This is a genomic window from Burkholderia sp. WTPI3 (genome assembly GCF_021483755.1).
Lineage (GTDB): Bacteria > Pseudomonadota > Gammaproteobacteria > Burkholderiales > Burkholderiaceae > Burkholderia.
Genome location: NZ_JAGIXF010000057.1, coordinates 26,624 through 48,707, shown reverse-complemented (window position 1 = coordinate 48,707; position 22,084 = coordinate 26,624). Strand labels below are relative to the sequence as shown.

Sequence of the window (22,084 nt, the reverse complement as noted above, 5' to 3'; positions counted from 1 at the left end):
CAGCGACCGGCTGGTGATCAACGCGCAGAACTGCGTGCACTGCAAGACCTGCGACATCAAGGACCCGACCCAGAACATCGTGTGGGTCACGCCGGAAGGCGGCGGTGGGCCGAATTACCCGAACATGTAACGCAAACGCATCCCCGCGCCCGCGGGCGCGAACGAACCGGAGTGAGACGATGAGCAATGCAGCGAAGGAAGTCGTGGTGGTGAGCGGTGTCCGTACCGCGATCGGCGATTTCGGCGGGAGCCTGAAGGATTTCTCGCCGACCGATCTCGGTGCGAAGGTCGTGAGCGAAGTGCTGTCGCGCGCGAACGTGCCGGGCGATGCGGTCGGCCATGTCGTGTTCGGCCACGTCGTGAACACCGAGCCGAAGGACATGTATCTCGCGCGTGTCGCGGCGATCAACGGCGGCGTCGCGCAGCACGCGCCGGCGCTGACGGTGAACCGTCTGTGCGGCTCGGGCCTGCAGGCGATCGTGTCGGCCGCGCAGACGATCATGCTCGGCGACGCCGACGTCGCGATCGGCGGCGGCTCGGAGAGCATGAGCCGTGCGCCGTACACGGTGCCGGCCGCGCGCTTCGGCCAGCGCATGGGCGACGGCAAGCTCGTCGACATGATGCTCGGCGCGCTGCACGACCCGTTCCAGACGATCCACATGGGCGTGACGGCCGAGAACGTCGCCAAGAAATACGGCATTTCGCGTGACGCGCAGGATGCGCTCGCGCTCGAATCGCATCGTCGCGCGGCGCGCGCGATCGCCGAGGGCCGCTTCAAGGACCAGATCCTGCCGATCTCGATCCGTACGAAGAAGGGCGAGATCGCATTCGACACCGACGAGCACGTGCGCCACGATGCCGGCCCGGACGATTTCACGAAGCTCAAGCCGGTGTTCGCGAAAGAGAACGGCACGGTGACGGCCGGCAACGCGTCGGGGATCAACGACGCCGCCGCCGCCGTGCTGATGATGAGTGCGGACGCTGCGCGCGCGCAGGGCGTGAAGCCGCTCGCGCGTCTCGTCGCGTATGCGCATGCGGGCGTCGATCCGGCGTACATGGGTATCGGCCCGGTACCGGCCACGCAGAAGGCGCTCGAGCGCGCGGGCCTGAAGATCGCCGATCTCGACGTAATCGAGGCGAACGAGGCGTTCGCCGCGCAGGCGTGCGCGGTCACGCAGGAACTCGGCCTCGATCCGGCCAAGGTCAACCCGAACGGCTCGGGCATTTCGCTCGGCCACCCGATCGGCGCGACCGGCGCGTTGATCACGGTCAAGGCGCTGTACGAACTCAAGCGCATCGGCGGGCGTTATGCGCTCGTGACGATGTGTATCGGCGGCGGTCAGGGGATTGCGGCAATCTTCGAGAACATCTGATAATCGACCGCTCAGCACCCGAACACACAGGAATCGTATGGCCATCGAAACCGTCGGCGTCGTGGGCGCCGGAACCATGGGCAACGGCATTGCGCAAACCGCAGCCGTTGCAGGACTCAACGTCGTGATGATCGACGTCAGCGATGCGGCGCTCGACAAGGGCGTCGCCGCGCTGAAGGGCAGCCTCGAGCGGCTCGTGTCGAAGGACAAGCTCGACGCCGGCGCACGCGACGCCGCACTTGCTCGCATCACGACGTCGACCGATTACGCGAAGCTCGCCGCGGTCGACATCGTGATCGAAGCCGCGACCGAAAACGTCGAGCTGAAGAGCCGCATCCTGAAGCAGATCGAGTCGGTCGCGCGGCCCGATGCGATCATCGCGACCAACACGTCGTCGATCTCGATCACCGCGCTCGCGGCGCTGCTCGCCGATCCGTCGCGCTTCGTCGGCATGCACTTCTTCAACCCGGTGCCGCTGATGCCGCTCGTCGAGATCATCCGCGGGCTGCAGACGAGCGAAGCAACCGCGTCGGCCGTGCGCGCGCTGACCGAGCGTTTCGACAAGTCGCCGATCGGCGTGCGCAACGCGCCGGGCTTCGTCGTGAACCGGATCCTCGTGCCGATGATCAACGAAGCGTTCTTCGTGCTGGCCGAAGGCATCGCGTCGGCCGAGGAGATCGATGCGGGGATGAAGCTCGGTGCGAACCATCCGATCGGGCCGCTCGCGCTGGCCGATCTGGTCGGTCTCGACGTGTGCCTCGCGGTGATGGACGTGTTTCTGAAGGATTTCGGCGACACGAAATACCGTGCATGCCCGCTGCTGCGCGAAATGGTGTCGGCCGGGCGCCTCGGGCGCAAGACCGGGCGCGGGGTGTACGACTACAGCAAGTAAGCGGCGCGTCGGTGCCACTTCGTACGGCCGCCTTCGGGCGGCCGTTTTCTTTGGGTGGCGCGTTCGCGCGTCGGGCACCCGCCAGATCCCGCGGCAACGTCCGTTTGAACATCGCGACTCCCGACGCATCCGCGAGCAGGCTCGCCGGGAACTCCCCGTCCTGCCGGTCGAACTCCTGCAGCGCACGGTCGGCCTGCGCCGCGCGAGCGGGGCGATCAGTGTTCGGCCTGCCGCGACACCCGGTATTCGGCAGATGAATATGCGGCGTCCAGGTGCAAGCCGAATTGCTCGACCGCACGCCGCCATTTTAGAAAAACTTAAGGGACGCGCAGCACGAGGCCTCTGTTCGGCGGAATTGTGGATTTTTAAGCTTGGTCCCGGTCGTTTCAACCTGTCGGCCGGGCACGCGCAACGTGAGTACGCGCCGCCTCGATCCGAGTTTCCTGGAGCACACATGAAAAACGCAATTGCCGGTCTGGTCATGCTGGTGTCGGCTGTTTCCGCCCATGCAGGCGACGCGACACGCCTTCGTTTCGGCGTGGATCCGTCCTACGCACCGTTCGAATCGAAAGCGCCGTCGGGGCAACTCGTCGGCTTCGACATCGATGTCGGCAACGAGATCTGCCGCCGTCTGAACGCGCGGTGCGTGTGGGTCGAGACGGCATTCGACGGCATCATCCCGGCGCTCAAGGGCCGAAAGTTCGACGCGATCCTGTCTGCAATGTCGGTCACCCCGCAGCGCGAGACGCAGGTTGCGTTCTCCACGTCGCTGTTCAATACGCCGAGCCGACTGGTCGGCCCGCGCGGCCGCGACCTCAAGCCGACCGTCGCGTCGCTGCGAGGCAAACGCGTCGGCGTCGCGCAGGGCTCGACTCAGGAGACCTATGCGCGCACGTATTGGGCACCTGCCGGCATCGAGGTCGTGTCGTACGCGAACCAGGAACTCGTATACAACGATCTGCGCGCCGGCCGCCTCGACGCGACGCTGACCGACATGATCGCCGCAAGCGAGGGGTTTCTGAAGACGCCGCAAGGCGCGGGCTATGCGTTCGTCGGTGAGCCGGTCGTCGACGAGAAGACGCTCGGCAAGGGCGTGGCGATCGGCCTGCGCAAGGAAGACGGCGCGCTGCGCGAAAAGATCGACGGCGCGATTGCGGCGATGAACCAGGACGGTACGTTCCGCCGGCTGGAACGCCGCTATTTCGATATCGAACAGTCGAATCCGTAACCGGAAACGGTGCCGTCGCGTGCCGCCCGGCGCATCGGGTGCCTGGGGGCGCCCGGATCGGCAGGCCGACCGATTGCAGCACCTCGCTCGCATGCGGCGAGGCCGACCGATTGCAGCACCTCGCTCGCATGCGGCGAGGCCGACGATAGTGCCGCGCGGATTGTCTCGATCAGGCAGTCGAGGAAGCATTCGGCGGCCGGATCCGGCGGTCGATTGCCCGGCGAGATCGTGCTGACCACGGCCTCTTCGAGCGCCTTGCGTAATGGCAGTGCGCAGCGCGCGGGTCGGCATCCGGCACAAGTTCCGAGTCGTGCTACGCGGCGCCCGTCGGGCGCGCCGCAACCAACTGGTCGCTGACCTGCTGCTGCTCGCGCGCACGCGTGAGCAGCCAGCGATGGAAGCTGCGGCATTCCGGTTTGTCGAACGCGCTTTTCTTCCACGCGAGGAAGTACGGCCACGGCAGCGGCAGTCCCGACGCGAGCGGCACGACGAGCCGCCCGGCGGCGACGTCGTCGACGATCATCGACGATTGCGCGAGCACGAAGCCGTGGCCGTCGATCGCAGCCTGGATCGCGATGCTCGACAGCGAGAAGGCATGGCGGACCGGCGCTGCCGTCGCCGCATCCACGCCATGCGCGTCGAACCAGTCCTGCCACGACGGCGGCGACGCGAATTTCGGCTGCCAGTCGATCGCGATCAGCGGGAACGGCAGCAGGTCGGCCGGCGCCGCGAGCGGTGTGCGATCGTGAAGCAGGTGCGGGCTGCACGCGGGCACCACGGCGTCGCGAAACAGCTCGACCGCGTTGTCGACGTCGGCGACGCGATCGCCATAGCTGATCCGGAAATCGATCTCGCAGCCGTCCGGAAACGGCTCGGTATGCGTGCCGTCGAGATAGAGGCTCAGTTCCGGGTAGGCCTGCTGCCATTCGATCACGCGTGGCGCGAGCCATTTCGACAGCAGCGACGGCAGTGCGCTGATCCGCAGGTTGCGGTCGTGCCGCGAGCGCTCGACTTCCGCGTGCGCGATGCGCAGCCGTTCGAACGCATCCGCGCAGCGCTCGTGGTAGCGGCGCCCGGCCGTCGTGAGCCGCAGCCGCTTGCCGTCCTTCTCGAGCAGGCTGATATCGAGCGTGTCCTCGAGCAGTTTCATCTGCTGGCTGACGGCGCCCGCCGAAATGCCGAGGCGTTTCGCGGCTTCGGCGATGCCGCCGCAGCGACCGACGGCTTCGAAGACCTGCAGCGCGCGCAAGGGAGGAAGCGTACTCATGGCAGTGGATCCGGCAAAAGCGCGATCGTAGACGAAATTCATTTTAGAGATACTAAAGCATCGATCAGTTTTGGGTAGCTATTCTTTCCTGTTGCGGTTTCTTATGCTTTGGTCTGAGCCATCGATACCGGGGAGCGCGGCGCGCGACTCCGAACCACAGGAGAATCGGATGTTTTTGAGAAACGCTTGGTATGTCGCGGCATGGGACAAGGATGTCACGCGCAGGCTGACGCCCGTGACGATGCTCGGCGAGCGCATCGTGCTGTATCGCAAGGCCGACGGCACGCCGGTGGCGCTCGAGGACGCGTGCCCGCACCGGATGCTGCCGCTGTCGATGGGCCGGCTGACGGGCGACGACGTCGAATGCGGCTATCACGGCCTGACGTTCGACTGTTCCGGCGCGTGCGTGCGCGCGCCCGGCTCGGCCCGGATTCCGGCACAGGCGATGGTCCGGCGGTATCCGGTCGCGGAGCGCTACGGGCTCGTGTGGGTATGGATGGGCGACGAAGCGGCTGCGGATCCGGACGCGATCCTGACGATCGACGAATGGGACGATCCGGCGTGGGGCCTCAATCGCGGCGATGCGATGACCGTCGATTGTCACTACCTGTACATGACCGACAACCTGCTCGATCCGTCGCATGTCGCGTGGGTGCATCGGTCGTCATTCGGCAACGCCGCGTGCGAATCCGAGCCGTTGAAGACGAGCATCGCCGACAACGGCGTGACCGTGTCGCGCTGGATGCGCGACGTCGACGTCGCGCCGTTCTACGCGAAATTCGTCCGCTTCGCGGGGCGCTGCGATCGCAAGCAGCATTACGAGGTGCGGTTTCCGTCGGTCGCGGTGATCAAGGCGATTTTCACGCCGGCCGGCACCGGCAGCGACGACGGTGCCGTGCATCCGGACGTGTTCCTGATGAACTCGTACAACTTCATGACGCCGGTCGACGATGCGCATACGCGCTACTTCTGGTTCCAGACGCGCAATTTCGCGCCGGGCGACGAACAGGTGTCGCGCGCGTTCGACGAGGACGTGCGTCATGCGTTCGAGGAGGATCGCGTGGTGCTGGCCGCCGTGCATGCGGGCATGGCGCGCCGGCGCAAGCCGAACATCGATCTTGCGATCGATTCCGGGCCGCTGCGGTTCCGGCGCGCGCTCGGTCAGATGATCGACGCCGAACAGGCGGCGGTTGCCGTCGCCTGTGAGGCGGGGCGATAGCATGGCCGCCGCCGGTTTGACTGCCGCACAGGCGCCGGCCGCGCCGAGCCGGTTCGAGCGGTTTCGCGTCGAGCGCCGCACACGCGAGAGTGGTGCGATCGTGTCGTTCGAACTCGTGCCGATGGACGGTGCGCGACCGCTGGCGTTCACGCCCGGCCAGTTCGTCGTGCTGCGGTTGACGCTGCCGGACGGCGCGCGCGTGCTGCGTCACTACAGCCTGTCGGGCGACCCTGCCGACACGACACGCTGGCGCATCTCGGTCAAGCGCGAGGACGGCGGCGGAGACGTGCCGCCGGGATGCGGCTCCACGTATCTGCACGCGAACGTCGACGTCGGTGCCGAACTCGAGCTGGCCGGCCCGGCCGGTGCGTTCGTGTGCGACGAAGGCAGCGAGCGTCCGGTCGTGCTGATGAGCGGCGGCGTCGGCGTAACGCCGATGGTCAGCATGCTGCATCGGCTGTCGCGCGCGTCGCATCGGCGCGTGCATTTCATTCACGCATGCGAGAACGGCGCGGTCCATGCGTTCGCCGACGAAGTGCGCGCGCTGGCCGCGGTGCGGGACGGCATCGACGTGCACGTATGCTACCGGCAACCGCTCGAGGACGATATCGCGCGCGGCGGTTTCGACAGTCGGGGGATCGTGACGCGCGAGTTGTTGCAATCGTTGCTGCCGCTCGACGACTACGACGTGTACCTGTGCGGCCCGCCCGGTTTCATGCAGGCGAACTGGCGGCTGCTGCGCGGGCTGGGCGTCGCGCGCGAGCGGATGCGCCACGAATTCTTCGGGCCGGCGACGGTGCTTGACGGCGAAGCCGATGCATCGCGGTCCGGCATCGCGGGGCAGGCTGCAACTACGGGTGCGAGTGCCGATCCGGCCGATGCCGACGGCGCTGCGATCACCGTGCGCTTCGAGCCGCATGGCCAGCCGATACACTGGCGACCGGAACACGGCTCGTTACTGGAGATGGCCGAGCAGGCGGGATATGCGCCGGTATTCAACTGCCGTGCCGGCCTGTGCAATGCGTGCATGACGCCGCTGCTGTCCGGCAGCGTCGCGTATGACGAGGATCCGCTGTCGGCGCCACCCGAAGGATCGGTATTGCTGTGCTGCGCGCGGCCGACCGGCGCGGTGACGCTCGATCTGCAATGCGGGCGCCGCTGATGCGCGGCGGCTGCGCGTATGAACCGAACCGGCGACGAGCGGCGCAGTCCGCCGCGCGAGCAAGGAGGATGCAACGATGAAGTACGACTTTCCGGCCGATGCCGATTTCATGCGGCAACGCACGCAGTTCCTGCAGGCGGCCGAAGCGGCCGACGCGACGGTGACGAGCCATCCGCACCCGCTCGCCGGGCCGGCGGGCGAGCCGCTCGCGACCGACGTCGCGTGGCTCGGCCCGCGTGACGCGCGCCGCGTGCTGGCAGTCGTATCCGGCACGCATGGCGTCGAAGGCTATTACGGATCCACGTGTCAGACCGAATGGCTGCACGAACTCGCCGGGCGTGCGCTGCCGCCCGGTGTGGCCGTGCTGATGGTGCATCTGATCAATCCGTGGGGCACCGCATGGGTGCGGCGCGTCACCGAAGACAACGTCGACCTGAACCGAAACTACGTGGATTTCGGGGCCGCGTTGCCCGTCAATCACGGATACGAAGCGATCCACGACATCTACACGTGCCGCGATTTCGACGGCCCGGAACGCCGGCGCGCGGACGAGCGGCTCGATGCGCATTTGCGTTCGCTCGGCTGGCCCGGTTATCTGGCGTTGCTTGAAGCGGGGCAATACGTTCACGCGGACGGGCTCTTCTACGGCGGCCAGCAGCCGACGTGGTCGAACCGGACGCTGCGCGAGATCGTTGCGCAGTGCCTGCGGCCCGCACAGATCGCGATCGCGTTCGATCTGCACACCGGCGCGGGGCCGTTCGGGCATCCGATGCTGATGGCGATCGCGCAGTCACGCTATCCGGCGCTCGCCGATGCCGAAAAGCTGTTCGGCCCGTGGCTCCATACGCTGCTGACGGCGCACGATGCGGCGGTCAGCGACACGGGCGTGGCCGCGCGCGCGACCGGCTATACGTCGCAGGCGATGCTCGATGCGTTGCCCGATACGCATCTGATGCAGTTCGTGATCGAGTGCGGAACGTTTCCCGAGGTGCCGATGCATGCGGCGCTGCGCGACGATCACTGGCTGCATCTGCATGGTGATCCGCGCGACGCGCGCGGCAGGCAGATCAAGCGTGCCCTGTTCGACGCGTTTTTGCCGGCCGATCGCGACTGGCGGGAGATTGCGTGGGTGCGTACACGGCAGGTGCTGAACCGTGCGTTGAGCGGGTTGCCGGACATTCGGCCGAACCACGCAGATTGAGCCGTCCGTGCCGCGTGACCGGTGGACATGCGCGTGCGCCGCCTGTGTGGCGACATGGTGGCGATCACGGCAAGACGGTCGCCGGAGCACGCTCATTGCAGCCGCCGGATCCGCGGCGCTATGATGCCGCATCCGTCCGATGGCACTCATCTCAATGTCGAAAACCGCGCCTGCATCGTCGCTGCCGTCCCGATCGCGCGAAGGCATTCATGACCTTCGCATCGTCCGTTACGGCTTTCTGCTGGTCGACAACTTCTCGCTGATCGCGCTGAGTGCCGCGATCGATCCATTGCGGATCGCGAACATGGTCGTCGGGCGGCGAGTCTACGACTACCAACTGATCGGGTCCGGCGACGCGTTCGTCCGGTCGAGCGACGGCATCCGTGTCGTGCCGGACGTGTCGATGTCGGACAGCGAGGCATTCGACGTGGTATTCGTCGTCGGCCCCAATCCCATTCCGCGCCGACGGACCGGCGCGATCGTCGACTGGCTGCGTCGGCAGGCACGCAACGGGACCGCGCTCGGCGGGCTCGATACCGGCAGCTACTTCCTCGCGCGCGCCGGGTTGTTGAACGGCTATCGCTGCACGATCCATTGGGAGGACCAGGACGTACTGATGGAGCAGTTTCCGAAACTGACCGTGTCCACCCGCCTCTACGAAATCGATCGCGACCGCTATACGTGCAGCGGCGGCGTCGCGCCGCTCGACCTGATGGTCCATCTGCTGGCAGCCGCACCCGGCAGCCCGGCACTGGCCGCGCGCGTGCTCGAATTGCTGGTCGCGGAGCCGCGCAGCCGCGAATACCGGCAGCAGACGTCGCTGCGCCAGTATATTGGCGCGGAACACGAGAAACTGGACGAGGCCTTGCAACTGATGGAAAGCAACGTCGAGGAAACGCTGTCCGTGCCCGAGATCGCTGTCCATTTGCAGGTGTCGCAGCGACAGTTGCAGCGGTGGTTCCAGGATCGCCTCGGCAAGTCACCCGCGCAGGCGTATCTGGAGATTCGCCTGCTGCGCGCGCGGCAACTGCTTTACCGCACGGCGACCCCGCTCGAGGAAGTGTGCGCGCGTACCGGATTCACGTCGACGACCCATTTCGCGACGCGCTACAAGGAACAGTTCCAGATCTCGCCGATTGCCGACCGGCGCCGCTACCAGAATGCGCTGTAGTCCGGCGGCGATCGCTTGCCGGGTTCGGCCGGCATTCATGCTCGTACCGATGATCGTCCCGCCGGCGGACAGGCCCGCGCGCGTTCGCGCGCGGCCGGCCGTGCCGGCTTGATGGTTAACCCGACACGGCCAAATCGCGGATTGTGATGTCCATTCCGGAAATCTTCGAATTTGCCGAACTTCTACCATTTGCTCACACCCACCACGCTTTTTACCGAGGAGCGAGCTCATGAAGATGGAGAACCTGATTCGAATCGAGAATGGCGAAAAGGTGAAGCACACCTTCTCCGATGCCGAATATGCGAACCGTCAGCGCAAGCTGCGCGAACTGATGGCGCGCGAAAACATCGACGCGGCGCTGTTTACGTCGTATCACAACATCAACTACTACTCCGACTTTCTGTATTGTTCATTCGGCCGGAAGTACGGCCTCGTCGTCACGCCGAACAAGGTCGTGTCGATCTCGGCGAACATCGATGGCGGCCAGCCGTGGCGGCGCACGGTCGGCGACTACAACGTCGTCTATACCGACTGGCAGCGCGACAATTTCTTCCGTGCGGTGCAGGCCGAGATCGACAATCGAGGGCGCGTCGGCATCGAGTTCGACCACGTGCCGCTCGAGGTGCTGTCGAAGCTGAAGGCGGCGCTGCCGTCGGTCGAGTTCGTCGACATCGGTGTGCAGACGATGCGCATGCGCATGATCAAGTCCGACGAGGAAATCGCGCTGATCAAGCATGGCGCGAACGTCTGCGATGTCGGCGGCGCGGCGCTGGCTGCCGCGGTGCACGAAGGCGTGCCCGAACACGAAGTCGCGCTGGCGTCCACGCAGGCGATGGTGCGCGAGATCGCGCGACGCTTCCCCGAGTCGGAACTGATGGATACGTGGACGTGGTTCCAGTCCGGCATCAACACGGATGGCGCGCACAATCCCGTCACCACGCGCAAGGTGCAGAAGGGCGACATTCTGAGTCTGAACTGCTTCTCGATGATTGCCGGCTACTACACGGCACTGGAGCGCACGATGTTCTTCGACCACTGTCCGGATGAACATCTGCATTTGTGGAAGGTCAACGTCGAAGTGCACGAAGCGGGACTGAAGCTGATCAAGCCCGGCGTCCGCTGCGGCGATATCGCGCTCGAACTCAACAAGATCTACGCGGAATACGGGCTGCTGCAATACCGCACGTTCGGGTACGGCCACTCGTTCGGCGTGCTGTCGCACTACTACGGACGCGAGGCGGGGCTTGAACTGCGCGAGGACATCGATACCGTGCTGGAGCCGAACATGGTCGTATCGATGGAACCGATGATCATGATGCCGCAGGGGCACCCGGGCGCGGGTGGCTATCGCGAGCACGACATCCTCGTCGTCGGCGAGCGCGGCGCAACCAACATCACCGGCTTCCCGTACGGCCCGGAACACAACATCATCAAGACGTGAGCGGCATGTCGATGCGCGACGTCCGCCGTAGCAGCGGCATCCAGCGCGTTGACGGATGACGCCGCACGCGGCATGGCAGGCATCCTGTAGCCGACGGAGGGCGATCCGCCAGGATCGTCCACGTCGGCTATTCCGTTATGCGAAGCATGTCGAGTCGATCGCGAGGCCTGTCGCGATCGATGCGCGAACCGGCAGGGCATGCGGCCATCTGTCTTCGCGAGCGATCGCGGTCCGGCGTTCCGTCTGATCGATCCTGCGTCATCCCCCCCATTCCCGGGTTGCCCGGTTTCGTCTGACCGGCTGTCAAGTGGCCGGTCGACGCGCGTGTGCGGACGGTTCGTCCAGGCACCTGCGTTTCCTGCCGCTCTCCATCGACAGTCTTCGATGGTCGTCCTCTCCCACGTGACAATCACGCGCTGGCGCGTTCGCGCACTGCGATGCATCGCCGCGTGCGCGATGCCGGCTTTCCTCATAACTTCAGATTCCCGACATGTGATTGCTGCCGACACGGCGCTCTTCGGGCGCGAGCGCGGCGGCGCACTGCCCGACGGTCGGCGGTGTTAACCCTCGATGTCGAATACAGGGAGTTTATTGTCGAAAAGGAAAATCTTCCCCGGACTCCAGCTTCTACCATGCGTTTGAACGGCCGCGATTCGGCACTGCGCAGTGCACTCACCGCACGATCGATCGAATCACGGATGGCGGCCATGACACCGTAACGTACTATTCAGTTTGGAGACTGAGCATGAGTACCAGAAAGGTAATGTCGGACCGGTCGGCTGATGCCGGCACATGGTTGCCAGGCCAGGGCGGCGCCGCGCATTCGAGCGGCGGCACGCCCGCGCGCGGGGAGGTCGATTCGCGGCTGCTCGGGCGCGCCGCATGTGCGAGCTTCATCGGCAATTTCGTCGAATGGTTCGATTACGCATCCTACGGGTATCTCGCGACCGTCATCGCGGTCGTGTTCTTCCCGAAGAGCGACGCGACGACGGGGCTGCTGGCCGCGTATGGCGTGTTCGCGATCTCGTTCGTGATCCGCCCGCTGGGCGGCGTGGTGTGGGGACACTTCGGCGACAGGGTGGGGCGCCGGACCGCGCTGTCGCTGTCGATCCTGATCATGTCGTGTTCGACGTTCCTGATAGCGTTCCTGCCGACTTATGCGCAGGTCGGGATGGTCGCCCCGGTCTTGCTGCTGCTGGTGCGGGTCGTGCAGGGTTTCTCGGCGTCGGGCGAGTATGCGGGCGCGTCGGCGTTCCTTGCCGAATATGCGCCGGAAGGCAAGCGCGGGTTCTACACCAGCATCGTGCCGGCCAGCACCGCGGCCGGCCTGTTGTTCGGGTCGATCTTCATCGCGGTGATGCACGCGGTGCTGACGTCGCAGCAACTGCACGACTTCGGCTGGCGTCTGCCATTCCTGCTGGCTGCGCCGTTCGGCCTGGTCGGACGCTATATCCGTATTCGGCTCGAGGACACGCCGAAATTCAAGGCGCTCGAAGGCGCGCACCATGTCTCTCAGGCGCCGGCCACAGAGCTGCTGACACGGTATCGCGGCAAGATGCTGATCGCGTTCGGCGTGACGTGTCTGAACGCCGTGGCGTTCTACCTCGTGTTGAGCTACATGCCGACCTATCTGTCTACCGAAATGGGTATCGGCGAGACCGAGTCGTTCATCGCGGCGACGATTTCGCTGGCCGCATACATCGGGCTGATCTTCCTGATGGGCGCGCTGTCGGATCGCGTCGGACGCAAGACGATGCTGATCGGCGCATCGGTGATGTTCGCGGTTCTGACGGTGCCGCTGTTCAGGGGGCTGGCCGGCGCGAGCTTCGCGACGATCGTAATGATCCAGATCGCGTTCGGCGCGCTGCTGACGATGAACGACGGGACTTTGCCCTGCTTTCTGTCGGAGATTTTCCCGACCCGGGTGCGTTACACCGGTTTTGCGTTCTGCTTCAATGCGGCGAATGCGCTGTTCGGCGGGACGGCGCCGCTGGTCGCGACGTGGCTGATCGGGGCGACCGGGAACAAGCTGGCACCGGCATGGTATCTGGTCGGGGCGGCGGGTGTCGCGCTGGTCGCGATGCTCGCGAGCAGCGAAACGTCGAAGCGGCCGCTTGCGGACGATTGACGATGCGATGACTCGTTCGAACGGTTTCCGACTGGCTTGAACCGAAGCGCCGCGCGGCGGTTATTTCATTCTCGCGTCGTTCCGGCCGGTTGTCGCCCGACCGGGTGAAATTTGCTCGCCATCGCGGGAGCCGCGCCGGGTAGCACGCCGCGGCGTGCGTGGCCCTCCCCGGAGCCTGCCCGCAGGCGGTATGCGGCCGGCTTCGTGCACGAATATCCAGGGGCAGGCGGGGAGGGGGCGGAATCCATCCAGCGTGTCGTGTTGCGCGTCGAACAGGCTCTCGGCGAATGCCTGCCTGCCGCCTCACGGCCTTGCTGCCAGGCGGAAGCCGCTCGCCGCGCGGCTAGTCGTCGGCCGGACGGTATGTCTGCCGGAAGATCTGCGCGGCGACGACGGCCTGGTCGCCCGGCGCATATTGCACGAGCCAGTCGCCCGGCTTGCCGTGCAGCGATCCGCGCTCGCCGAGCTGCACGTCGAATGCGTCGCCCATCTGTTTCGCGAGCACGCGGTTCGGCAGGCGCCGGTATTGCCCGGATTGCCCGGGCCCGGTCGGCGGCACCGGCGCGTAGGTCGCGTCGAACCGCGCGCGGGCGACCGGCCACCGTTCGCCGGCAACGCCCGTGATGAGCGCGTCGCCGCAGTTGTATGCCACCTCGCCCTCCAGCGTTGCCAGCGTGCCCGCGCACGATGCGATTTCGACCTCGACGGGCGAGCTTTGCTTCGAGAACGCGCGGGCTTCGGGGTCGGTCGCCAGGTCGATTGTCATCGGCATCGGAGGTGGGGTTGCGGGTCGTGCGGCTTGCGGCGGGGCGGTGCCGCAGCCGGCACCGCAATCAGCGCATATGGTAGCGGCTCCAGGCAACGTCGCCTACCGCCGCGGCGCGCGACGCTTGCGCGTGACCGGCGAAATCGTCACGATTACACGTTGCAGCGCACGAGACCAAAACGATCATTCCAATCATCCAATATCGATCATGGACCACCCCTACGCTACGCCGTTCGACCGTATATGTTCGTTCGCATGGGCGCTGTTTCGCCGAATATTCGGCGGGAAAACGCCGCACCACCCCACGTCGGACGGTGCGGCCCAACCGCTCGTCGATCTGCCGAGCCTGCACGAGCAAGCCGCCTACTACGAAGCGGAATCGATCCGCATGGGCACGCGTTACCGCTTCGGCTTTCTGATGAACTTCACGCTCGGCGTCGTCGCCGTCACGCTCGCCGCGATTCCGTTCGCGCTCGACGAGGCGGTCGCACACCACTTCGGCCGGGTGTTCACGGTGGCCGAGGGGGGCTGCATCCTGACCATCCTGGTGATTCACGTGCTCGGGCGCGAGAACGAGCGCGGCGCACTCGCCGGGAAGCTGCTCGGCGTGTTCGGCTTGCGCGCGAATCAGGCGTGGCGGCGCAATTGGGTCGAAAACCGCGTGCATGCGGAGCAGTTCCGGTATGCGCAGCTGCTGCTCGGCTTTCCGGGTGAGCCGCTCGAGGTCGACGCGAGCGCGGGCACGTTCCTCGACCGCAGCCTCACGCGCCATTATTCGACCTGGTACGCGCAGACCCGCGGGGCCGTCGTCTGCCGTCCGGTCGACAGCGACTACGTGGGCCGCTATCGCAATTTCGTGGTCGGCGTGATCGAGCAGCAGATCGGATATCACGAGACCAATGCACATCGCTGCGAAAACATCCATCACCGGCTGCACCGCGTTGCCAACGTGTGCTTCTGGATCACGCTCGGCATTTGCGTCGTGCACTTCTTCTTCCATTATCCGTGGCTGTCCGTGCTCGCGGTGTCGCTGCCGGCTGCTGCGGCAGCGTGCCATGGCATTCTCGGCGCCGGTGAATTCGCGACGTTCGCTCAGCAGTCGGAAGACATGGTCCGTGCGCTGACCGACGCGAAAAAGCGGCTCGATGCGCCCGGCACGCCCGCGCTGGCGGAACTGCACGAGCAGATCCGCCAGCTCTACCGGCTCGTGATTTCCGAGGCGAGCGGCTGGCACGTCGCGCTGCGCAGCAAGGATCTGCAGATCGGCTGAGCGGCGGCCGAACCATGGCGCGGCGCTAACGGGCGGTACAGGTGTTGTCCTCGTCGTCCATGCTGCTCTCGTCGTGGGCGTGGGGCACGGCGGCGGCAACCGGCGGCGCTTCGCGCAAGCGCCTGCCGCCATGCCACGCGTCGAGCCAGAATCCGCTGTCCTGATGCCCGTAGATCCCGTTGTAGCCCTTGGCCATGAGAGTGCCGTCGACGAGATCGCTGAGCCCGGTGATGCCGCCGCTTTCGTCGATCGCCCAATAAACGGGCTCCGCGTATGCTTGCGTGCCGCGCAGCATGAACACGTCCTCGCGGTCGGTCACGCTGATCGCCGACGGCTCGAAGCATGCGAGCGGGACGGCGCCCGCCATGCGTCGCGGCGGCGTCTCGTCGTCCAGATCGTAAGCCGTACAACAGTTGTACTCGATCGCCAACAGCGTGCGTCGGTCCGGTTCGAGCGCGAATCGCGCGGCGCGGTCGAACGAGCCGTCGAACGTGCGGCGCACGCGGCCGTCCGGCTCGCACACGCACCAGGTCTGACTGCCGAACACGGCGAATATGCCGTATGCGCCGTGGTCGCCGTTGGGGCGATCGCCGGTGCAAGCGTCGACCGTGTCCAGTGCGGTGGGCGCCCGGGAATCCTGATCGATCTCGGGTAATTGCGCGAGCCGGATGCGCGCGACACCGGCGCGCGGATCGACGACGTCGAGCTGCTGTCGCTTGCCTTTGCGCATCTCGACGAAGAGGCGCCCGTCCGGCGCGGCTGTGACCCGCGTGATCGCGAAGCCGCGGGGCGCTTCGATAGGGTCGGTCGCGTCATCCGAAGCCGCCTGCGTGCGAAGATCGACGATCCGGTAGTGCGTCGCCGACGCGATCAGCATGCGACCGTGTGCCACGACGGCGTCGCGGATGCCGTCCCCCTTCAGCCGCAGCGTAAGCGTGCATTGTCCGGCCGCACTCCACACTTTTACGCAGCGCTTCGCGATGGTCGCGAAGCTGCCGTTTTCGAGGACCCGCACGTCCAGGACGCCGTCGTCAGTCTGCGCGAGTTCGATCGGCGGCATGTCGTCGGTGGTTGCATCGGAGCCGGCGATGCGCACCAGCGTCGCGCCGCCTCGATACAGCAGCACGAGCACGTCAGTGCCGACCGGACGCACGTCGGTCGACTCGATGCTGGCCTTGTCGATCGGCAGCAACCGGTTGACGATGCACTCGCCGTTGTCGAGCCGATGGACGACCACATGCACGCGGTCATACTCGTCTGCCGTCAGCGTGAACATGACGACGTCGCCGATCTGGTCGATCGACGCGTAACTCTGCGCGCGGTAGGTCACGGGCAGCGCGATTGTCGCGATTTGCTCGGCGTCGATCGCTGCGTCGCCCCGTCGTTTCCACAATGTCCACTGGTCCGCGTGTGTATCCCACGCGAGCAGGTGGTCCGGCGTCAGCATGCGCGCGCCCGTCCAGCCGCCCGGATTCGCGATACGCAGCAGCGCTTGTCGCGTCGCCCGGCGCCAGAGCACCGCATGCCTGCTGTCCTGCCACGTCAGCGCGAGCCCGCCGTCGACGTGAATGCCGCCGCAGGCCGGCCCGGGCGAGTCGACGTGCGCGCAATCGTAGCGAAACAGCGTGTCGTAGATCGATGCGAGCACGGTGCCGTCGTCGAGCAGCCACACGGCGTTCACGAAACCGCGCAGGTTGAAGACGGCCCGCGCGTGGCCGGTTGCCCGGTCCCACGTGCGTACGGTGCCGTCGTCGAGCGACCACGACACGAAGTTCCCGTCCGGTAGTTCGCGCGCATCGTTTACGTAGTTGTAGTGGCCGATCATGCGCGTGACGCAGCGGCCACTTTCGGGATCCCAGCGCTCGATCGGATGCATGGTCGGGTTGCCTTCGTCGACGAACATGAAGCGCAAGAGCAGCAGCCCGTCCGCGCACTGCGACAGCGCGATCAAGGCACGCTCGCCGGTCCAGTTGGCGAGCGGCGTACCGTCTCGCGACCAGCGCCGGATGCAGTATTGATCGCCTGCGCTGTGCCAGTCGCACAGATCGCCGTTCGCGAAGCGTAGCGTGCCCGCGTCGCGATAACCTTCGTCCGGCTCGTCGAGCGATGTCGCGCCGCGCATGTCGCAGAAGACGATCGTCCGGTCGGCGGCGTCGACGACGCAGAGCTGACCGTCATCGAGTGTGACCGCGACGGTGCCATCGCCCAGCGACGTCGCGGAACGAACCGAGACGTCCGAGGGTTTGCCGGTGGACGCGCGAGCGGGAGCGCGTGCGAACAGCGCCGCTGCATCGAGCGATGCATCGTTCCACGCAACGCGCGCGCAGCGAACGCCGGCGTCGGGGGCATCTTCCCGTGCCGCTTCCCAACTGAACACACGGGACGATCGGCCCGGTCGATCGGCGTCCGGCACGACGACGTGACCGTCGCGGCAGATCTGTGTGGCGGTGTCGCCGTCCGTGCGCCACAGCCAGCGCTCGACGACCGTTTCGCCATCGCGGGCGACGACGATCGCGTGCAGGTCGTCGACCGGCTCGAGTTCGCACCACCCGCCGCCGTGCCGCATCGTTGCGAGCAGCGACAGATCGTCGTGCCGTCGGCATTCGACTCGTCCGTCGTCGCATGCGAGCAGCAGTCGCGACGACGGAAGTTTCGCGAGTGCGTCGATCTTGACGTCGCCGATGTTCTCGATTTGCAGGCACTTGCCGTCGTCGAGCGACCACAGGCGTACGGTCCCGTCGAGCGATGCGGTCGCCAGCCGCCCGCCCGGCAGATCGGTGAAGCCGCTGACGCTGTTGCGATGCCCGCGCAGTTCGAGCTCGATCAGGCCGGAATCGCGGTTCCACACGCGTACGAACGTATCGAGGTACCCTAGTTTGCCGAAGACGCTGTCTTCCTCGCGGTGGTCATGCGCGGGATCGAGCGTGGCCAGCCGTCCGTCGGGCAACGGCAGGACTTTCTCGAACGCCGATACGTCGGCCGGCGGCTCGGGGCAGATGAAGCGGGCACGCAACGCCGGCACGGTCGCATGGCGCGGCCGGTCGCGGCGGCGCAGCCACAGCCACGTGCATGCACCCGACGCGAGCCAGCGGTCCGCGGCCGTCGCGATCGGGCTGTCGTCGGCTTCTTCGGCGGCAAGCTGCAGCAGAATCCGGTGCGCGGGCCAGTCAGGCCGGTCCTGAAGCAGCAGCGACGCGTTCGCCTCGAAAAAGCGCCGCCATGCGTGCAACGTGCCGTCGCAGGCCTCGGCGTTCCGATAGTCGTCGAGCAGATCGGCCACGCGCCGGGCGGCGCACTTCGCCATCAGGTACGAGAAGTCGACGAGCAACGCGCGTACGGCTTGCGTTTCGCCGCACGCGTTCAGTTGCCACGCCTGCTCGGTCAGGCGCCGCAGCGCGTCGGGCTCGCGCCGTTCGGTCGCGCGGATCAGCTCGGTGCCGTCCGGCGTGGAGAACGCGGCGGCGATTCGCTGCCGGCACGCGCGCTGGTCGGCGGCATCGAGCCGCGCGAGCGCCGCCGCCGAGAATTCGAGGTGAAAGAACGTGCATAGCAGGTTGCCGTCTACGTGCTTTTCGGTGAGATAGGCGGCGAGATCGAGCCGCAGCCGCGACCACAGTACCGGCGGCAGCCCGCGCGCGGCCACGTCCCACGCGAAGTAGCTGCCGCGGCGGAATTCGTCCAGCACCTGCGGGGTCGATGCGAGCAGGCGGCCAAGTTCGACCTCGCTGAGCCCGTGGCGGCTCGCCGCCAGATAGCCGAGCGCGTGTTTCAGCAATGCATGCGGATGGCGGCGCGCGAGCACGTCGAACGTGTGGCCGATGATGCCGTCGAGCGTACCCGGCAGTGATTGCGGCTCCGTCGTGCTCGACCAGCCGCTCGCGATCTCGAACGCCAGCTTGAGCCACAGCGGCAGCGCGCACGCGGCGAAGCCGTCGAGCACGGTGCGGCGCTGCTCGGCTGTGAGCGTGCGTTCGCGCTCGGCGAGCCAGGTGTCGAGCAGGCGGGAAGCGTCGGGTGCGGACAGCGGCTCGAGCGTGATCCGGTCGGCCCGGTCGGCCACGGGCAGCGTATCGCGGCACGACATCACGACGCGCACGTGCTTCGGCAGCGGCATCGGCAGCCAGAGCAGCGTGCAGGCGCGCTCGGCGGGCGGCAACTGGTCGAGGCCGTCGAGAAACAGGGCGATCGGTCGTGCTGCGCTCGCGAGCGCGAGCCGCTGTGCGAGGGCAGCCTTCAGCGCGTCGGGGGCAATGAACGTCGGCGAGGGCGCGTCGGGGCGGTACAGCCGGTCGAGCTGCGCGCAGACGTCGGTGACGAGCGACGCGAGCGTGCTGCTCGTGCCGGTCACGCCGACGAAGCGTGCGACGCACGCGTGTTTCGCCGACGCGCTTGCAGCGCGCGATACGGCGGCCAGCACGCTGGACTTGCCCGAGCCGCCGGGGCCCGACACGACGAGCGGCACGCGGGCGCGCTTCGACGGCGCGAGGTACCGGCCAAGGTGTTCGATCAGTGCGTCGCGGCCGGTCAGGTCGCGCGCGCGCTCGTCGGCGAAGCGCGCATGCGCGGCGTTCTCGTCGTCGAGGGCGGACGTGCGGGCGTGCGCGCGAAACGCGTCCCGCACGATTCGCAGCAGCGTTGCGAGCACGTGCCGCGCGAACGCGCGCAAATAGCGCTCGCGTTCCGGGCAGTCGTTCTCGAACTGCGCGACCGTCAGCGTGCCGCTACCGAGCAGCGGGGCATCGAGACTCGCGCGGATTCGGTCTTCGAGGTCGTCGAGGCGGTGCCGGGAGTCGACGTCGCGCATGCCGTTCGTGTCGTAGTCGGCGAGTAGCGTCGCCGGCGGGCGAGCCGGATCGATGTGCGGCGCGATACCGTCCAGCCGTCGGAACCAGCCGACCGCGTGCTCGTGCGCATCGGGCTGCTCGAAGATGCCGCGAACGATTTCCTGATGCGTCGCGCCGCCGTCTAGCAGTAGCCGCACCGACGGATCGCAGTGTGGCGCGGCCTGCCGGAAGTGCTCGCCAAGCCGGTGCTCGAGCGCGTCGTCGTCAGCGCCGGCCGACGGGTTGCGTGGCTTCAGCGTGAAGCAGGGCGGCACGGCGTTGTCGTCGCGCGCGTAGGCGTGTCGCAGATCGTCGCGTGCCGCCGGGTCGACGAGTTCGCAGACCCGCTCGAATACCGATTCCGGCAGCGTATCGGGGAGCGGTCGCCAGCCGTAGCGGTCGCCGACCAGAACGAGAAAGTTCGGCCGCGGGGACAGTGCGCGGCTGCGTGCGATCTCCGACAGGCAGATCTGCATCGTCTGGCGATCCCGCGCCAGATCGTCGCTGATGCCCCAGCGCAGGTCAACGGGCTGGAAGGTCGCGCCACGGCGTTCGCAATATTGGCGGACGCGCGGAAATACCGTGTCCTGCAATACCGCGCGCTCGAGTTGAAAGTCGCTGAAGGTCGAACTGACGAAGAGGCGGAATATTTTTGTGCTTTGCATGGGCCGATCGCGAGGACGCTGCGTGTGTGTCGGCATTCTATCTGCTGGATTCGGCTCGCGCCGCACCTGTCGCGATGCCGGGGCGAAGGCGTCGCATCGGCCCGGCAGGCTCCCCGGCCGCCTCCGGCGCCGATGGCGGTATCCCTCGCTGGCGGGGTTCCGCAGGCACCTATCCGTGGCCTCTCGGCAGGTATCAGGCGGGCATCACTCAGCCCTCCAGGCGAGGTGCCGGCCCGGTCGATTCGCGTTCAATGATCGAAACGTCGAGCATCGGCGGGCATTCGCGTTCCTTGCCGGCAATGCGGTCGAGGAGATACTCGGCGGCAAGGACGCCGATGTCGCGATCGGGAACGCGTATGGTCGTCAGCGCGGGTTGAAATTGCGCCGCGAGTTCTATGTCGTCGAAGCCGGAGACCGACACGGCGCCCGGGACGTCGATGCCCATGGCGTTTGCTTCGATCAATGCGCCGACCGCCAGCATGTCGTTGCCGCAAATGATGGCCGTGGGCGCCGGGCTGGCCGTCATGATGCGCCGGAATGCTTGTCTCGCGAAGCCAACCTTGATGCTCTCGGCATCCTCGGCCACCGCCATGTGTTGCGGTCTGACGGCTATGCCGTTGGCCGCCAGTGTCCGGCTTATCGCCGCCAACCGCGCCTGGACGCGACTGTTGTCCCCGGGAGACTGGAAGATCACGCCAAAGCGCTGATGTCCGAGTTCCAGCAACCGCTGCGTCATCAGCTCATACGCGCGTGCGTGCAGGAGCCCGACGCAGGGATGCGGTGCGTCCTCGCGCTTGCCGAACGTGACCACATACGGGATGCCCTTCGACACCAGCAGTTCGAACAACGCATCCGGGTAGTCGTCGCCGACCAGCGCCAACGCGTCCACGCCACGGGCAATCATGCTGCGCGCCTGGCGATACCCCTCCATCGGGTCGTAGGACGAGCAGGCCACCAGAACGCCCAGCCCTTGCGCACCCAGTCGCGCCTGGAACGCCTGCAACTGCTGGTGAAACTTCTCGTGCTCGAGCGTGGGAACGATAGCGCCCACGGCATAGGAGCGGCGCGACACCAGCGAGCGCGCTGCGGCGTTGGGCACCCAGTCCAGCCGGGAAATGGCCGCCTGCACCTTCGCCCGCGTGCGCTCCGTCACGCGCGACGGCTCGTTGAGAAAGCGCGACACGGTGGCCGTCGACACGCCCGCCAGGCGGGCCACGTCAGCCAGCAGCGGTTGTCCTGCGCCTGCTGCGGTGTCGGCGCCGTGAGCGTCCGGATGCCGGTCGTCCGAAGAAAGGCTGCTCGACGCTGCGCTGTCGGAAACTTCCATGACCCATCCATGCGATGTAAGCGATACGCCAAAGATAAGTGTTTGCCCTAAAAGACGCAACTCGGGAACCGAGCGCACCATCCGCCTACGCTCTAAATGTAAGCGTATAGCAAATCAAAATGAGCCATAAGAATTCGCGTATTTCGCAATT

Annotated in this window: 15 protein-coding genes; 11 read left to right on the top strand and 4 right to left on the bottom strand. The window is 66.6% G+C overall.

Annotated elements, in window-relative coordinates:
• The 4 genes from J7024_RS25975 to J7024_RS25960 form a co-directional block, all read left to right on the top strand.
• The coding region (locus J7024_RS25975; RefSeq protein WP_148091825.1) for a 4Fe-4S dicluster domain-containing protein at positions 1-130 on the top strand (130 nt) is incomplete at its 5' end.
• A 49-nt stretch (positions 131-179) separates the two neighbouring features.
• A complete protein-coding gene (bktB, locus tag J7024_RS25970) occupies positions 180-1,373 on the top strand; it encodes a beta-ketothiolase BktB (RefSeq protein WP_124897628.1) in 1,194 nt (397 codons plus the stop codon).
• Between the two features lie 37 nt (positions 1,374-1,410).
• The gene (locus tag J7024_RS25965) at positions 1,411-2,265 is read left to right on the top strand and encodes a 3-hydroxybutyryl-CoA dehydrogenase (RefSeq protein WP_124897629.1); all 855 of its coding nucleotides are present in this window, start codon (positions 1,411-1,413) and stop codon (positions 2,263-2,265) included.
• Positions 2,266-2,719: 454 nt separating this feature from the next.
• Positions 2,720-3,493, top strand: coding sequence for an ABC transporter substrate-binding protein (locus tag J7024_RS25960; RefSeq protein WP_124897689.1), 774 nt, complete (start codon positions 2,720-2,722; stop codon positions 3,491-3,493).
• 313 nt (positions 3,494-3,806) lie between these two features.
• On the opposite strand, the gene J7024_RS25955 is transcribed toward J7024_RS25960, so the two are convergent.
• Positions 3,807-4,760 (bottom strand): LysR substrate-binding domain-containing protein, encoded by a 954-nt coding sequence (locus J7024_RS25955; protein WP_175751856.1) that lies wholly within the window; start codon positions 4,758-4,760, stop codon positions 3,807-3,809.
• A 169-nt stretch (positions 4,761-4,929) separates the two neighbouring features.
• On the opposite strand from J7024_RS25955, the gene J7024_RS25950 reads away from it, so the two are divergent.
• The 6 genes from J7024_RS25950 (at position 4,930) to J7024_RS25925 (ending at position 13,082) form a co-directional block, all read left to right on the top strand.
• Entirely contained in the window at positions 4,930-5,979 is a 1,050-nt protein-coding gene (locus J7024_RS25950; protein WP_175796487.1) for an aromatic ring-hydroxylating dioxygenase subunit alpha, read from the top strand.
• Between the two features lies 1 nt (position 5,980).
• The gene (locus J7024_RS25945; RefSeq protein WP_124897632.1) at positions 5,981-7,141 is read left to right on the top strand and encodes a 2Fe-2S iron-sulfur cluster-binding protein; all 1,161 of its coding nucleotides are present in this window, start codon (positions 5,981-5,983) and stop codon (positions 7,139-7,141) included.
• A 76-nt stretch (positions 7,142-7,217) separates the two neighbouring features.
• Positions 7,218-8,342, top strand: coding sequence for a DUF2817 domain-containing protein (locus J7024_RS25940; RefSeq protein ID WP_124897633.1), 1,125 nt, complete (start codon positions 7,218-7,220; stop codon positions 8,340-8,342).
• Between the two features lie 139 nt (positions 8,343-8,481).
• Positions 8,482-9,513 carry a GlxA family transcriptional regulator gene (locus J7024_RS25935; RefSeq protein WP_390680787.1) on the top strand — a complete coding sequence of 344 codons (1,032 nt, stop codon included), beginning with the start codon at positions 8,482-8,484 and terminating at the stop codon, positions 9,511-9,513.
• Positions 9,514-9,742: 229 nt separating this feature from the next.
• Positions 9,743-10,954, top strand: a complete 1,212-nt coding sequence (locus tag J7024_RS25930) for a M24 family metallopeptidase (protein WP_124897634.1) — start codon at positions 9,743-9,745, stop codon at positions 10,952-10,954.
• A 745-nt stretch (positions 10,955-11,699) separates the two neighbouring features.
• On the top strand, positions 11,700-13,082 hold the full coding sequence (locus J7024_RS25925; RefSeq protein WP_175751860.1) for an MFS transporter: 1,383 nt from the start codon (positions 11,700-11,702) through the stop codon (positions 13,080-13,082).
• Between the two features lie 343 nt (positions 13,083-13,425).
• Here J7024_RS25925 and J7024_RS25920 read toward each other — a convergent pair whose 3' ends face one another.
• Positions 13,426-13,848 (bottom strand): PGDYG domain-containing protein, encoded by a 423-nt coding sequence (locus J7024_RS25920; RefSeq protein ID WP_124897635.1) that lies wholly within the window; start codon positions 13,846-13,848, stop codon positions 13,426-13,428.
• Between the two features lie 208 nt (positions 13,849-14,056).
• Here J7024_RS25920 and J7024_RS25915 point away from each other — a divergent pair, with 208 nt between their 5' ends.
• Positions 14,057-15,118, top strand: a complete 1,062-nt coding sequence (locus J7024_RS25915; RefSeq protein ID WP_175858513.1) for a hypothetical protein — start codon at positions 14,057-14,059, stop codon at positions 15,116-15,118.
• Positions 15,119-15,143: 25 nt separating this feature from the next.
• Here J7024_RS25915 and J7024_RS25910 read toward each other — a convergent pair whose 3' ends face one another.
• Together J7024_RS25910 and J7024_RS25905 are read right to left on the bottom strand one after the other, a co-directional pair.
• Positions 15,144-20,606, bottom strand: coding sequence for an AAA family ATPase (locus tag J7024_RS25910; RefSeq protein ID WP_234745588.1), 5,463 nt, complete (start codon positions 20,604-20,606; stop codon positions 15,144-15,146).
• Positions 20,607-20,814: 208 nt separating this feature from the next.
• Entirely contained in the window at positions 20,815-21,933 is a 1,119-nt protein-coding gene (locus tag J7024_RS25905) for a LacI family DNA-binding transcriptional regulator (protein ID WP_175751863.1), read from the bottom strand.
• Positions 21,934-22,084: the final 151 nt, after the last annotated feature.

Bases quoted from the DNA above. Each gene is read 5' to 3' on its own strand.
- J7024_RS25905 (WP_175751863.1), bottom strand. From the start codon at position 21,933: ATGGAAGTTTCCGACAGCGCAGCGTCGAGCAGCCTTTCTTCGGACGAC.
- J7024_RS25960 (WP_124897689.1), top strand. From the start codon at position 2,720: ATGAAAAACGCAATTGCCGGTCTGGTCATGCTGGTGTCGGCTGTTTCC.
- J7024_RS25940 (WP_124897633.1), top strand. From the start codon at position 7,218: ATGAAGTACGACTTTCCGGCCGATGCCGATTTCATGCGGCAACGCACG.
- J7024_RS25910 (WP_234745588.1), bottom strand. From the start codon at position 20,606: ATGCAAAGCACAAAAATATTCCGCCTCTTCGTCAGTTCGACCTTCAGC.
- J7024_RS25930 (WP_124897634.1), top strand. From the start codon at position 9,743: ATGAAGATGGAGAACCTGATTCGAATCGAGAATGGCGAAAAGGTGAAG.
- J7024_RS25915 (WP_175858513.1), top strand. From the start codon at position 14,057: ATGGACCACCCCTACGCTACGCCGTTCGACCGTATATGTTCGTTCGCA.
- J7024_RS25920 (WP_124897635.1), bottom strand. From the start codon at position 13,848: ATGACAATCGACCTGGCGACCGACCCCGAAGCCCGCGCGTTCTCGAAG.
- J7024_RS25950 (WP_175796487.1), top strand. From the start codon at position 4,930: ATGTTTTTGAGAAACGCTTGGTATGTCGCGGCATGGGACAAGGATGTC.
- J7024_RS25955 (WP_175751856.1), bottom strand. From the start codon at position 4,760: ATGAGTACGCTTCCTCCCTTGCGCGCGCTGCAGGTCTTCGAAGCCGTC.
- J7024_RS25935 (WP_390680787.1), top strand. From the start codon at position 8,482: ATGGCACTCATCTCAATGTCGAAAACCGCGCCTGCATCGTCGCTGCCG.
- J7024_RS25925 (WP_175751860.1), top strand. From the start codon at position 11,700: ATGAGTACCAGAAAGGTAATGTCGGACCGGTCGGCTGATGCCGGCACA.
- bktB (WP_124897628.1), top strand. From the start codon at position 180: ATGAGCAATGCAGCGAAGGAAGTCGTGGTGGTGAGCGGTGTCCGTACC.
- J7024_RS25945 (WP_124897632.1), top strand. From the start codon at position 5,981: ATGGCCGCCGCCGGTTTGACTGCCGCACAGGCGCCGGCCGCGCCGAGC.
- J7024_RS25965 (WP_124897629.1), top strand. From the start codon at position 1,411: ATGGCCATCGAAACCGTCGGCGTCGTGGGCGCCGGAACCATGGGCAAC.